General features: G+C 59.0%; 12 protein-coding genes and 1 riboswitch. Of the genes, 5 read left to right on the forward strand and 7 right to left on the reverse strand.

All coding sequences use genetic code 11. The features are described from left to right. Positions 1–72: 72 nt before the first annotated feature. From N1689_RS16380 to N1689_RS16390, 3 genes are all read right to left on the reverse strand, one after another. Positions 73–1,239: an HD-GYP domain-containing protein gene (locus N1689_RS16380; RefSeq protein ID WP_161734086.1), complete on the reverse strand. Its 1,167-nt coding sequence runs from the start codon at positions 1,237–1,239 to the stop codon at positions 73–75. Positions 1,240–1,396: 157 nt separating this feature from the next. Continuing rightward, complete coding sequence (locus N1689_RS16385; protein ID WP_260059440.1) at positions 1,397–2,353, reverse strand: 2-hydroxyacid dehydrogenase; 957 nt, start codon at positions 2,351–2,353, stop codon at positions 1,397–1,399. Then, the gene (locus N1689_RS16390; RefSeq protein WP_260059441.1) at positions 2,334–3,725 is read right to left on the reverse strand and encodes an MFS transporter; all 1,392 of its coding nucleotides are present in this window, start codon (positions 3,723–3,725) and stop codon (positions 2,334–2,336) included. Before N1689_RS16390 ends, N1689_RS16385 begins: the two co-directional genes overlap by 20 nt. A 419-nt stretch (positions 3,726–4,144) precedes the next feature. Between N1689_RS16390 and N1689_RS16395 the strand changes: the two genes are divergently transcribed. Further along, positions 4,145–5,062: a sugar ABC transporter substrate-binding protein gene (locus N1689_RS16395; RefSeq protein WP_161734080.1), complete on the forward strand. Its 918-nt coding sequence runs from the start codon at positions 4,145–4,147 to the stop codon at positions 5,060–5,062. Between the two features lie 35 nt (positions 5,063–5,097). Here the strand turns inward: N1689_RS16395 and N1689_RS16400 are convergent, their stop codons facing one another. Then, positions 5,098–5,598: a GNAT family N-acetyltransferase gene (locus N1689_RS16400; RefSeq protein ID WP_161734078.1), complete on the reverse strand. Its 501-nt coding sequence runs from the start codon at positions 5,596–5,598 to the stop codon at positions 5,098–5,100. Between the two features lie 72 nt (positions 5,599–5,670). On the opposite strand from N1689_RS16400, the gene N1689_RS16405 reads away from it, so the two are divergent. Continuing rightward, positions 5,671–7,503, forward strand: coding sequence for an ABC transporter ATP-binding protein (locus N1689_RS16405; RefSeq protein WP_161734076.1), 1,833 nt, complete (start codon positions 5,671–5,673; stop codon positions 7,501–7,503). Here N1689_RS16405 and N1689_RS16410 read toward each other — a convergent pair. Further along, positions 7,500–8,624 (reverse strand): GNAT family N-acetyltransferase, encoded by a 1,125-nt coding sequence (locus N1689_RS16410; RefSeq protein WP_222924864.1) that lies wholly within the window; start codon positions 8,622–8,624, stop codon positions 7,500–7,502. The two genes, N1689_RS16405 and N1689_RS16410, sit on opposite strands and share 4 nt — an antisense overlap. Positions 8,625–8,765: 141 nt before the next feature. On the opposite strand from N1689_RS16410, the gene N1689_RS16415 reads away from it, so the two are divergent. The 3 genes from N1689_RS16415 to N1689_RS16425 all read left to right on the forward strand — a co-directional run bounded on the left by N1689_RS16415 (position 8,766) and on the right by N1689_RS16425 (position 11,322). Beyond that, positions 8,766–9,665 (forward strand): LysR family transcriptional regulator, encoded by a 900-nt coding sequence (locus N1689_RS16415; protein WP_161734072.1) that lies wholly within the window; start codon positions 8,766–8,768, stop codon positions 9,663–9,665. A gap of 98 nt (positions 9,666–9,763) precedes the next feature. Then, a complete protein-coding gene (locus N1689_RS16420) occupies positions 9,764–10,705 on the forward strand; it encodes a glutathione S-transferase family protein (RefSeq protein WP_161734070.1) in 942 nt (313 codons plus the stop codon). 11 nt (positions 10,706–10,716) lie between these two features. Next, positions 10,717–11,322 (forward strand): alpha/beta hydrolase, encoded by a 606-nt coding sequence (locus N1689_RS16425; RefSeq protein WP_260059454.1) that lies wholly within the window; start codon positions 10,717–10,719, stop codon positions 11,320–11,322. On the opposite strand, the gene N1689_RS16430 is transcribed toward N1689_RS16425, so the two are convergent. Then, positions 11,319–12,134: a sugar phosphate isomerase/epimerase gene (locus tag N1689_RS16430; protein ID WP_161734068.1), complete on the reverse strand. Its 816-nt coding sequence runs from the start codon at positions 12,132–12,134 to the stop codon at positions 11,319–11,321. The genes N1689_RS16425 and N1689_RS16430 overlap by 4 nt on opposite strands. Positions 12,135–12,255: 121 nt before the next feature. Beyond that, positions 12,256–12,633, reverse strand: a complete 378-nt coding sequence (gene crcB, locus N1689_RS16435) for a fluoride efflux transporter CrcB (RefSeq protein ID WP_150011351.1) — start codon at positions 12,631–12,633, stop codon at positions 12,256–12,258. A gap of 87 nt (positions 12,634–12,720) precedes the next feature. Next, a riboswitch (Fluoride riboswitch) is annotated at positions 12,721–12,796 on the reverse strand. Positions 12,797–12,817 lie beyond the last annotated feature (21 nt).

Raw genomic sequence — 12,817 nt, forward strand, 5'->3', positions numbered from 1 at the left:
GCGCGGAGGCGTATAAAGAAGGGGTTAAAATGCAGCGGGCGGGCGTAAAAATAGTGTAAAAATGGCGAAAAATCAGGCGACTTCCAGCGCCCAGATACGATTGAGATCGACGTTACCCCATAGTGCACTGTCCTCTGCGCCCACAATACTGTCGGTGCAGAAACTGTCGCCGAGGTCGAGCTCCTCCGGTTTCACTTCGCGCTGGGCGTGCAGCGACCAGAAGACATGCACACAGGGGCGCATCAGCGATTTTTCGCCTGCCTTTACCACCAGCGCCACCCGGCCGGAAGCCAGACGCACCAGCGAACCTACCGGATAGATGCCGATGGTTCGCACGAAGGTGTGCAGCAGGCCCGGATCGAAATGGCCGCGCCAGCTCAGCATCTGGTGCATCGCCTCTGCCGGTGTCCAGCCGTTGCGATAGGAGCGGGTTGAGGTGACAGCATCGTAGACATCACACACCGCTGCCATCCGGGCGTAGAACGAAATCGCTTCCCCTTTCAGACGGTGCGGGTAGCCACTGCCATCATATTTTTCATGATGATGCAGGGCGATATCGAGCAAATCGTCATCGGCGTCGGCTTCAATCAGCATCTGCGTGCCCACCACCGGATGCTCGCGCATCACCCTGAACTCCTCTTCCGTCAGCTTGCCCGCTTTGTTCAGGATCGCCAGCGGCACAGCGGCTTTGCCGACATCATGCAGTAAACCGCCCATGCCCACCCGACGCAGCTGCTGCTCATCCAGCCCGAGTTTTTTACCCAGTGCAATCATCAGCCCGCAGACCGCCATGGAGTGCAGATAGGTGTAGTCATCATGATTTTTCAGCCGCGCCACGCTGAGCATCGCTGAGGGTTCACGCGTGATCGAGCCGGCGATGTCATCCACCAGATCCATCATATAATCAAGCTTCAGGCCGTTACCCAGCCGCGCTTCGTTGAACATCGCCAGTACTTTCGGTTTGCCCTGCTGAAAGATCAGCTGTGCCTGGTCCAGTTCCTGAAAAAATGGGGTACGCCCAATGGTTCTTTTCGCGATCGAGGTGGCGATCGGCGCCTGCACAGATCGATCGAGGTCGATCCAGAGCTGGCGGATCCCTTCACTGCGTAACGTGGCGATTTGTCGTGGATCGGTGATCAGCATCTGATTATGAATGCGCTCGTCCTTTATCCACCAGACCTCCAGCTTGTGGATAAACATCCCAGGGCGCAGTTCATCAATGGTAATCAGCTTTATCACGCTATCACTCCTTACGATCAGCGGGTGGTAAGGTGATATCGGCAGCTGGACAAATATTCTTCAGGCTGTTTTGTGCGGAGGCGGCGCGCGGGCGAGTGGTCAGAGGAGAAGCGTCCTGTCTCACGCTCTGCCCATCATGGTTAAGTCATTGTTGTCGTTAGACTACGCGGGTCAGCACCGGCTCGCCACGGGCAAACGCCAGCATGTTCTCAAACACCAGGCCGGCCATCGCCGCCATGGTTTCGCGGGTGCTGCTGGCGATATGTGGCGTAATCACCACATTGTCGCGCTGGCGCAGGGCGTCAGGCACCTGCGGCTCCTGTTCAAACACATCCAGCCCGGCACCGGCGATCTGCCCGGTTTCCAGCGCCGCCACCAGCGCCTGCTGATCCACCACGCTGCCGCGCGCGATGTTAATCAGATAACCCTGCGGGCCCAGCGCCTGCAGCACGTCTGCGTTAATGATATGGCGCGTTGCGGCACCGCCTGGCAGCGTGAGCACCAGAAAATCGGCCTGCTGCGCCAGCGCCACCAGGCTCTCATGCCGGGTATAGGGCACGTCAGGACGTGAACGCGGGTTGTAGTAGTGAATCTGCATACCAAACGCCTGCGCGCGCCTGGCTACCGCCTGGCCGATATTGCCCAGCCCGACGATACCGCACACCTTGCCGCCGATTTTGCTGCTCAGCGGAAAGCGGCCCTGCGTCCAGTGCCCGGCGCGTGTGAAGCGATCGGCCTCACTGATGCGGCGCGCCACATCCAGCAGCAGCGCCATGCCCAGATCCGCGACGCAATCATTGAGCACCTCCGGCGTGTTGGTCACCACAATGCCGCGCGACCGGGCGGCTTCCGTATCGATGCTGTCATACCCGACCCCGTTGCTGCAGATCGCTTTGAGGTTGGGCAATGCCGCGATCAGTGCGGCGGATGCCCCCATTACCGCGTTGCCGCTGGTGACCAGTATGTCGATGGCAGCACCCTGTTCAGCCAGAAAAGCGCTCTCATCGTCCGCCTCCCACAGCCGGAACGCGGTGAACGTCTTTTCAATGTTCTCTATCAGCTGCGGCGGCAGGAATTTCCCTCTGATCAGCACCTTACATTGCTTTAATGCCATCTTCTTTCTCCTGATTGTTATAGGATGCCGGGCGTTCGGTCTCTTCGCCCACGCGTTCAATCGGTCCCATCACCAGCAGGAACAGCAGCGCCGCAACCACGCAGTGTGCCGCCACAAACGCCAGCCCGATGCTGTAGCTGCCGGTCAGCCCGACGATGATGCCGAACAGCAGCGGCGTGGTGAAACCGGCAATGTTGCCAATGCCGTTAAAAATGGCACCCGCCAGACCCACTGCCTCTTTCGGTGCGGTGTCGCTGATCACTGTCCAGGTGCCTGCGCCCGCCGCGATGCCTTTGCCGAAAAAGGCGAAGGACATAATGGCGATGATGCCGCCGTTACCGGGAATAATCGCCGCCAGCACCAGGCTCGACGCCATCAGCATGCCGACGATATAGGGGGTTTTACGCGCCCAGGAGACGCTCCAGCCCCGGGCGATTAATTTATCTGACAGGTAACCGCCGCTGATCCCGCCGAGAAAACCAAACAGCGCCGGAGCAACGGTGGCGAAGCCCGCCTCCATAATGTTCATGCCGCGCGCCTGCACCAGATAGATCGGGAACCAGGTAATGAAGAAGTAGCTGAGCGCGATGATGCAGTACTGGCCAAGATAGGCGCACCAGAGCATGCGATTAGTGAGCAGCTTTCTGAACATCGCTTTGCTGACCGGTGGTCGGGCCTTCAGGGTCTGCGCCGCGTCGATATCCACCATCGCGCCGCCATTAATGATGTGGCGCAGTTCACTTTCCGACACGCCGGGATGGTTGCGCGGCTCGCGCATCCAGGCTGCCCAGACAAACACCGCCAGCAGGCCGATGCCGCCCAGCACAAAGAACGGCCACTCCCAGCCGAAGCGCGACACCAGCCAGCCTGACAGCGGTGAGAAGATGGCGACGGCAAAATATTGCGCCGAACTGAACAGCGATGATGCCCGGCCCCGCTCAGCGCCAGGGAACCACATAATCACCACGCGCGCATTGGCGGGAAAGCTGGGTGCCTCAATGAGTCCCAGCATAAAGCGCAGACCAAACATCAGCATCAGCGCGCCGGTCATACCGCTGGAGAACTCACCCACAAATCCCATCGCCAGCGTCGAGACCGACCAGAGCGCCAGCGTGACGCCATACACTTTTTTGGCTCCGAAGCGGTCAAGGAACAGTCCGCCGGGGATCTGACCGATGACATAGGCCCAGCTGAAGGCAGAGAGGATCAGTCCCAGCTGGATCGCTGACAGGCCGAACTCCTCTTTGATCGCCGATCCGGAGATCGAGAGGATCGAACGGTCGGCATAAGCCACGACCGACAGAAACAGGATCAGGCAGAGGATCCCGATGCGGACATGGGTGGTCCGTTGAGGCGTTACATCTTTAGGCATGAGCTGAATTCCTTAAAAAGCGGCAGGTTGTGCCACAAGGTTTTTTTCAGGAATAACGCTGAGATTTCCCGCTTCTGGAAATATAGATAGGAGGCTAACTAAGGGTCATTGTGCGGATGTTGAGATCGACGGGTCCGATTCAGCGATTTTCTGGCAACCGCCACAACTGCCCGTGCGGCGCTGCACAAAAGCGCAAAAAGCTGCGGCGCTTTGCCGCAGAGTGTGCACCCGATCGGGGTTTTAACCGGCGCTGACAGCTATGACGCGACGAATTTTCAGCAAAGTGTGGCGACGCCAGCAAGAGTGAAAAAGGCGGCTTGTCAAACCTGACGGCAATTTCTAAGCTGCAGATGATCCTCTTTATCCATTTTTATAATAAATGAAATATCCATTCCAAACAGCAACCTCTGGAGTCCGCAATGAAAACACGCGCATGGGCATTACTCTGTCTGCTCTCTCTTTCTACGTCGGCGCTGGCAGAGAAGATTGGCGTCTCGATGGCTTTTTTCGACCAGAACTTCCTGACCATTATTCGCCAGTCGATTGAAAAAGAGGCGAAAGCGCGTCAGTTGGATGCGCAGTTCGAAGATGCACGCGGCGACGTCGGTCGTCAGACCGATCAGGTGCAGAGCTTTATCAGCGCCGGCGTAGACGCGATTATCGTCGATCCTGTCGACTCCGCCAGCACCCCTGCCCTGACCAGGCTGGCGCAGCAGGCTCACATTCCGCTGGTCTACGTTAACCGCACACCGGGCGATAAAACCCTGCCGCCAGGCGTGGTATTTGTCGGCTCTGACGAACGCGAGTCGGGTACGTTGCAGATGGAAGCGCTGGCGAAGCAGGCGGGTTATCGTGGCAAGGTCGCCATTATCATCGGTAACCTCAGCGATGCGGGTGCGCTGCAGCGCACCAAAGATGTGGAGCAGGTGGTGGCAAAGTATCCCGACATGAAAGTGGTGCTGAAGCAGACCGCCAACTATTCGCGTAATGAGGGCATGGATTTAATGCTCAGCTGGCTGTCGAACGGCGAAGAGATCGATATTGTCGCCGCCAACAATGACGAAATGGCGATTGGTGCGACAATGGCGATTGCGCAGGCGAAGCCGAAGAAGACCATTCTGGTGGGCGGCATTGATGCCACGCCGGATGGCCTGAAAGCCCTGGCAAGCGGCAAACTGGCCGTCACCGTGTTCCAGGATGCCGTGGGTCAGGGCAAAAAATCGGTCGAGGTGGCGCAGCAGATGATCAAAGGGGAAAAAGTCGATTCCCACCAGTGGATTCCGTTTGAACTGGTAACGCAGCAGAACATGCAGCACTACAGCAATAAAAATCCGTAATAAAAAGCGGAGCGGCAACGCTGCCGCTCCGGTTATCACTTCTCGTGCAGCAGCTTCGCCATCATCACCACATCGCGCAGCTGACCGTCGCGCAGGGCGGCCTGGCGCATCACCCCTTCACGCTCAAAGCCCAGCCGCTCATAGAGCCGCAACGCCCGTTCATTGTCGTGAAACACCTCCAGCGCCATACGCGTAATCCCCAGCCAGTTGCGGGAATAGTCGAGCGCGGTGCGGATCAGGCGCTCACCGACGCCGCGACCGGCGTAATCGGGATGCACGCCCAGCCCAAAGCTGATGCAGTGGCGGGTGCGCGGCTTGTTATCCACAAACAGCGTCAGCTCACCGGCCAGCACGCCCTCGATCTCCGCGACAAAGGCGATAAACCCCTCGGCATCCATTCTGGCGATTTTTTTCTCCCAGGTGGCGACGCTGGGAAACGGTAGCTGCAGCGTCCAGGGATAGACATCGGGATGACTGTAGAGTCGCTGATAGGCGGCGGCATCCTGCGGTTCCCGTGCCCGAATAATGATTTCCATATTTTCTCCTTTTAGCTGAACGGGGTTCATGCACTAAGCTGTAGCTCTTTACCGGACGGAAAGAGTATCGCTATGTTGTATCGCCGTTTTGAGCGTTTTATCAATATATTTCATGACGCGCCCACCGACTCGCCCCCCTCAACGGTCTGGTCGTTTTACCTCTATTATCTGCGGCAGGTCTGGCCGAGTTTCGCGGCACTGCTGGTAGTGGGACTGGCGTCAGCCCTGATTGAAGTGTCGCTGTTCAGCTATCTGAGCCGCATTATCGACATGGTCAATCACTCCACGCCCGCAAGCCTGTTTCGGGATAACTGGCCGATACTGCTGTGGATGGTGGCGGTGGCGCTGATCCTGCGGCCGATTTTTATCGCCCTGCACGACATGCTGGTGCATCAGAGCATCAGCCCGAGCATGACCAGCATGATCCGCTGGCAGAATCACAACTACGTGCTGCGCCAGAGCCTCAATTTCTTCCAGAACGATTTCGCGGGTCGCATCGCCCAGCGCATTATGCTGACCGGCAGTTCTCTGCGCGATTCCGCGGTGCAGTTGGTGGATGCCATCTGGCACGTACTGATCTACGCGGTAACCTCGCTGGTGCTGTTTGCCGGTGCCGACTGGCGGCTGATGATCCCGCTGATTATCTGGATGGTGGCCTACAGCGCCTCGCTGCGTTTCTTTGTGCCGCGCGTCAAAGCACGTTCGGTGGTCTCCTCGGAAGCACGCTCAAAGCTGATGGGCACCATTGTTGACGGCTACACCAACATCGCCACCATCAAGCTGTTCGCCCACAGCGATCTGGAACGGCAGTATGCGCGTGAGGCGATTCAGGAGCAGACCGAAAAAACCCAGAACGCCGGCCGCATGGTCACCAGCATGGATCTGACCCTGTCGGCGCTGAATGGCCTGCTGATTGTCTCGACCTCCGGGCTGGCGCTGTGGTTATGGAGCCAGTCGCTGATTAGCGTCGGGGCGATTGCGCTGGCGACAGGTCTGGTCATCCGCCTGGTGAATATGTCCGGCTGGATCATGTGGGTGGTCAACGGCATCTTCGAAAATATTGGTACGGTACAGGATGGCCTGAAAACCATCGCGCAGCCGCTGAGCGTGCAGGATGCGCCGCAGGCGAAGCAGCTTAAGGTGACGCGCGGCAACATCCGTTTTGAGGATGTGCGCTTCGATTATGGCGGTGGCCGTCAGGTGATTAACGGCTTTAACCTCGACATCAAACCTGGCGAGAAGATTGGGCTGATTGGTCCCTCGGGCGCCGGTAAATCGACGCTGGTGAACCTGCTGCTGCGCCTCTATGACCTGAACGCGGGGCGGATTGTGATCGACGATCAGGATATCGCCGCCGTGACGCAGGAGAGCCTGCGCAGCCAGATTGGCATGATCACCCAGGACACCTCGCTGCTGCACCGCTCAATCCGTGAAAACCTGCTCTATGGTCGTCCCGACGCCAGCGAAGAGGAGCTGCAGCTTGCGATTCACCGCGCCCGCGCCGATGAGTTTATCCCGCTGCTCTCTGACTCACTGGGCCGCACCGGGCTGGACGCGCATGTGGGCGAGCGCGGCGTGAAACTGTCGGGCGGTCAGCGTCAGCGTGTGGCGATAGCCCGCGTGCTGCTGAAGGATGCGCCGATTCTGATCATGGATGAGGCCACCTCGGCGCTCGACTCTGAAGTGGAAGCGGCGATTCAGGAGAGCCTGGAGTCACTGATGCAGGGTAAAACCGTTATCGCCATCGCGCACCGCCTGTCGACCATCGCGAAGATGGATCGGCTGGTGGTGCTGGATAAAGGCGGCATTGCCGAGATGGGCAGCCATCACGAGCTGCTGGCGCAAAACGGTCTCTATGCCCGGCTCTGGCAGCATCAGACCGGGGGTTTTGTCGGCGTCGATTAATCGCCGCGTCGATAGGGTAAGGCGTCGCGTGCTTCTTCCGCCCAGCCGCGCACGCCTTCCCGCTCCTGCACCAGAAAATCTGCCACGGCATCGCGCAGGCCCGGATGCAGCAGATAGTGCCAGGAGTGGGTAATCTGCGGCTCAAAGCCGCGCACCAGTTTGTGCTCGCCCTGCGCGCCTGCATCAAACCGCGTCAGCCCTTCATCAATCGCTAAATCCATCCCCTGATAGAAACAGGTTTCGAAGTGCAGCCGGTCAAACTCCGCCAGACAACCCCAGTAACGGCCATAGAGCGTGTTGCTGTCACGCAGATAAAAGGCCATCGCCGCCGGTTGCTGCTGTAAGCGGGCGATCACCACCATAATATTCTGCGGCATCCGCTCCGCCAGCAGGCTGAAGAAGTTGCGCGTCAGGTAGGGCCGCTGGCCGCGCACCGCGTAGGTGTTGGCGTAACAGGTATAGACAAAATCCCACTGATCTTCGCGCAGCTGGTAGCCCAGGTAGCGGTCAAACTCAAAGCCGCTTTGCGCCACCTGCTCACGCTCTTTACGCAGCTGCTTGCGCTTGCGCGACATCAGCGTATCCAGGAAATCCTGAAAATCGCGGTAGCCACGGTTATGCCAGTGATACTGACAGCCGAGCCGGGAGAGCCAGTCGGGCTGATCGGCCAGCAGCTGGTTAGCCTGCGCATCGGTAAAGTTGATGTGTGCACCGCTTAAGCCGTGCTGCAACAGGCTCTCCGGCAGAGCCGACAGCAGCTGCGTCGCAGCGGATGTGTCACCCAGCAGGCGCGCGCCGCTGACCGGGCTGAAGGGAATCGCCCCCAGCCATTTCGGGTAATAGCGGATCCCGGCGCGCTGGCTGGCATCCGCCCAGGCGTGATCAAAGACATACTCGCCCTGTGAATGATATTTCTGGTAGCCCGGCAGCGCGGCGCGGGTCACGCCCTTTTCCCGCCACAGCATGTGATCAGGCTGCCAGCCCGCCTCAAACCGCACGCTGCCACTCTCTTCTAAAGTGAGCAGAAAAGCGTGGCGCAAAAACGGCTGGTCATCAGGCAACAGCGCATCCCACTCGGCGGCCGGGATCGCCGCCAGTGACGTCAGGTGAATCAGCGACATGAATTACTCCAGAGAACGTCGGGCAGAGCGTCAGTCAAGCAGGTTTTCCCCGCCAGCGAAAGGGTTAAGGCACGCAATGTGAAGGCTGCAACGCCTGGCCGCAGCTTCTATACTGCGACTTTACCCTTTCAGGACTTCGCCATGGATCGACTCGATTGTGACCGGATGTTTGTCACGGTGCTGGAAACCGGCAGCTTTTCGGCAGCGGCGTTGCGCCTCGGTACCAGCAGCAGTCAGGCTTCTAAACTGGTTTCAAAGCTGGAGCATCAGCTCGGCGTCCAGCTGTTTAAGCGCAGTACGCGCGCCCTCTCGCCCACCGACGTTGGCCGCAGCTATTACGAGCGGGTTAAAAACCTGCTCGATGCATTTGAGACGCTGGATGCCAGCGTGCGGGAAAGCGCCACCACCCCTACCGGCCGGCTGAAAATCAGCGCGCCGGGCTCCTTTGGCACGGCGGTGCTCTCTCAGGTACTGGTGGCGTTTGCCCGGCGCTATCCGCTGATTGAACTGGATGTCAGTTTTTCAGACCGGGCCGTTAACATCGTCGATGAGGGATTTGATATGGCGATCCGCATCGGTAACCTCAGCGACAGCAGTCTGGTCGCGCGTAAGCTGGGCGAAGTGCATGTTCGCATTGCTGCGTCACCGATCTATCTTGAGCAGTTCGGTACGCCACAGCACTGGCGGGAAATGGCGCAGCACCAGTGCATTATCGACACCAATTTCCGCGATCCCTGGCACTGGCCGTTTGCCGGCGATGATGGTGAGATCGTCACCGTGCCGGTCCGTGGCCGTCTGCGCTTTGCCAACACCGAAGCCTGTCTGCAGGCGGCCGTCGCCGGATTAGGTATTGCGCGTCTGCCCGGTTTCATCGCCGCTCCCGCGCTGCAACAGGGCGATGTTGTCCGGCTGCTGGATAACTTCGACACGCCGCCGCTGGGCCTGTTTGCGGTTTATCCGCCCGCCCGTCATCTGGCGCATCGCGCGCGCCTGCTCATCGACTTCCTGGTCACTCACTTTACCCGCTTCCCGCCCGCCTGATTCCGTCCATAATGGAAGAAATGATTGTCTTTACAACCGGATTATCACCTGTTTAGTCATCAGTTAAGCTGCTTCTCAAAACAGAGAGGAGTCGCGCAATGTTAGTAGAAGGTAAATGGAGTAGTGACTGGCATCCGGTGCAGGCTACCGATAAACAGGGCGGGTTTGTCCGTCAGACGTCGGGTTTCCGGGGCTTTATCAGCAGCGATGGCTCCACGGCATTCGCCGCCGAACCCGATCGCTACCACCTCTATGTGGCGCTGATCTGTCCGTGGGCGTCGCGCGCGTTAATTGCCCGCAAGCTCAAAGGGCTGGAGTCGCTGATTAGCGTGACGGTGGTTGAACCGCAGCTCGGTGCTCAGGGCTGGCGCTTTGGCAATTTACCCGGCGCACAGCAGGACCCGCTGAATAACGCGCAGTATCTGCATGAAATCTATACCCGCGTCGCGCCCGACTACACGGGCCGGGCCACCGTGCCGGTGTTGTGGGACAAAAAAACCGCTACCATCGTCAGCAACGAGTCTGCGGACATTGTGCGTATGTTTAACAGCGGCTTCGGCGATCTGGCCGATAACCGCATCGACCTTTATCCCGCTGCGCTGCGTGCGGAGATTGATGCGCTGAATGAGAGCCTCTATCCGCGTCTGAATAACGGTGTTTATCGCGCGGGTTTCGCCACCACCTCCGTCAGCTATCAGCAGGCGTTTAATGACATTTTCAGCCAGCTCGATGAACTGGAGGCGCTGCTCAGCGATGGTCGTACTTTCCTGCTGGGTGAACGGCTGACGGAAACCGACATCCGGCTGTTTGTGACCCTGATTCGCTTTGACGTCGCCTACCATGGCCTGTTCAAATGCAACCTGCGCCGGATCCGCGACTATACGCTGCTGAATCGCTATCTTAAGAGCATGTTGTCGGTCTCTGGCATACGTGAAACGGTCAACATTGACCATATCAAACAGGGTTACTACTCGATCAAGGCGCTGAACCCGAATGGCATTGTTCCGGCCGGGCCTGATCTGAGTGAATACGGTTTATAAAAGGAGCAATGATGGCAAAAGCACTGGTGATTTTTCTGCATGGCGTGGGCAGTAACGGCGACGATCTGGCACCGATTGGCCGTCACTGGGCGACGCTGTTGCCGGATGTGGTTTTTGCCTCGCCCAATGCGCCTGAACGTTTTCCCGCCGGTTTTGGCTGGCAGTGGTTCAGCCTGGCAGACGTGACGCCAGAGAACCGGCCTGGTCGGGTTCGGGCGGCACGGGCCGCGTTTGATACGACCCTCAGCGACATCGTCGCGCAGCACGACTTTGCCGACCGCTGGCAGGATGTGGTGCTGGTGGGCTTCTCTCAGGGGTCGATCATGGCGCTGGATGCGCTGGCGTCTGGCCGTTATCCGCTGGCGGGCGTGGTCGCCTTTTCTGGTCGTCTGGCGGTTGACGGTGAACTAACCCCGCAGGCTCATGTGCCCGCGTTGCTGATCCACGGTCAGGCCGATGAAGTCATCCCATGGCAGGAGAGCGAATCTGCGGCGGCCCGGCTGCGAGCCGCGGCAGTGCCGGTCGACGCGCTCTTTGAACCCGCCACCGGCCACACCATTTCCGCTCAGGGTGCCATGCACGCCGCCGCGTTTATTGGGCAGTGCTTACAGGATTAACCCCAGCAGCGCGTTAACGCCTGCCAGGCATGGCGGGCAGCCACGTCGGGCGGCAGGCGTTTCAGCGCATCATTAAAGACTTCGATTCCCACCGGCCCCTGATAGCCCGCGCTTTTGAGCTTATCGACAAAGCGTTCAACATCGATAATCCCATCGCCGGGCAGCAGACGCTGATGCTTTGCCATCGCCATCAGGCTCTGCTTATCCTGTGCGGGAACGGCGGCCATATCACACAGCTGTACTTCATAGATGCGATCGGCAGGAATGCCGTCCAGATGGGAGGCGTCACCGCCCAGCGCGCAGATGTGGAACAGATCGATCACCAGCCCGATATTGGGCTGATCGAGTCGCTGCAATCGCTGCCACGCCAGCGGCAGCGTGTTATCTACGCTGCACCAGGCCATCGGCTCATACATAATGCGCATGTTGTAGCGCGCAGCTTCCGAGGCCATCCAGCGCAGGTCATCATCAATCTGATCGGCACAGCAATCCTCACGGGTGCTGGCCGGTGCCTGGAGGGTGTCACAGCCCAGCGCCTGGGCAATCTGTATAAACTGACGCAGCTCTTCGCGCTTCTGAGATCGCAACGCACTGGGTGCGCCGGTGAAATCACGCAGCACCTGCAGATTGGTAAAGCCAGGTCCCTGTCGTGCACTGATTTCAGCCAGTGCTGCCGCACCGCCTTCATATGCGTCGACATCCTCGCGCCAGATCTCCACCTGATCGAAACCGGCGTCACGCGCCGCCTGCAGCTTCTGGCCGGGTTCACCGTTTAACAACACCAGGTTAAGGAATGTGGGGTTGGTTCGCATTGCTCGGCTCCTTAATCGTCCGGAATAATCGGTGAGGTTCAGCGTCAGCGCCGCGCATTATCCAATCCACGGCGCACACGCCCGAAATCAGTATCCCTTAAGCGGTATGACGCGCACCGGGTCAGCCCAGCAGCGTGACCAGTGCGAAACCGGCAAACGCCATCAGCAGCGAGCCAATCACATGCACCAGCGCGCTGGCCATCGCCCAGAAATACTTCCCTGATTGTAGCAACCCCATTAACTCCGCGGTGAAAGAGGAGAAGGTCGTCAGCCCGCCGCAGAGTCCGGTGACGATCAGCAGTTTCCAGATCGGGTCAATGTCGGGATGGCGAACAAACCAGGCCATCGCCCCGCCGATTACCAGACCGCCGATCAGATTCACCAGCAGCGTGCCGGGCGGCAGGTTGGGAAAGAGTGCATTAAAACGCATCGCGAACAGCCAGCGCAGTACGCAGCCGGCAGAGCCGCCGATCATCACAGCCAGTAACGGTTTAAACATGTCTTGCTCCTGATTACAGAGTAATGCGGGGCTGGGGAGAGAGGCAGAGATAAACTGCGCCTGACACCTCAGCTCCCGCGAAAGGATTGAGTGTCAGGCGTCATCAGCCGGTGTTAAGCCCACCGGCGGTTGGGAAAGGTGGCACGCCATCACCTTGAGCCGGTGATAATACGACGCCCGTTTC

The sequence above is a fragment of the Pantoea sp. XY16 genome (assembly GCF_025153065.1).
In the GTDB taxonomy this organism is placed as follows: Bacteria; Pseudomonadota; Gammaproteobacteria; order Enterobacterales; family Enterobacteriaceae; genus Pantoea; species Pantoea alfalfae.

Coding starts and splice junctions, on each gene's coding strand:
- N1689_RS16385 (WP_260059440.1), bottom strand. CDS start 2,353: ATGGCATTAAAGCAATGTAAGGTGCTGATCAGAGGGAAATTCCTGCCG.
- N1689_RS16390 (WP_260059441.1), bottom strand. CDS start 3,725: ATGCCTAAAGATGTAACGCCTCAACGGACCACCCATGTCCGCATCGGG.
- N1689_RS16395 (WP_161734080.1), top strand. CDS start 4,145: ATGAAAACACGCGCATGGGCATTACTCTGTCTGCTCTCTCTTTCTACG.
- N1689_RS16400 (WP_161734078.1), bottom strand. CDS start 5,598: ATGGAAATCATTATTCGGGCACGGGAACCGCAGGATGCCGCCGCCTAT.
- N1689_RS16405 (WP_161734076.1), top strand. CDS start 5,671: ATGTTGTATCGCCGTTTTGAGCGTTTTATCAATATATTTCATGACGCG.
- N1689_RS16410 (WP_222924864.1), bottom strand. CDS start 8,624: ATGTCGCTGATTCACCTGACGTCACTGGCGGCGATCCCGGCCGCCGAG.
- N1689_RS16415 (WP_161734072.1), top strand. CDS start 8,766: ATGGATCGACTCGATTGTGACCGGATGTTTGTCACGGTGCTGGAAACC.
- N1689_RS16420 (WP_161734070.1), top strand. CDS start 9,764: ATGTTAGTAGAAGGTAAATGGAGTAGTGACTGGCATCCGGTGCAGGCT.
- N1689_RS16425 (WP_260059454.1), top strand. CDS start 10,717: ATGGCAAAAGCACTGGTGATTTTTCTGCATGGCGTGGGCAGTAACGGC.
- N1689_RS16430 (WP_161734068.1), bottom strand. CDS start 12,134: ATGCGAACCAACCCCACATTCCTTAACCTGGTGTTGTTAAACGGTGAA.
- crcB (WP_150011351.1), bottom strand. CDS start 12,633: ATGTTTAAACCGTTACTGGCTGTGATGATCGGCGGCTCTGCCGGCTGC.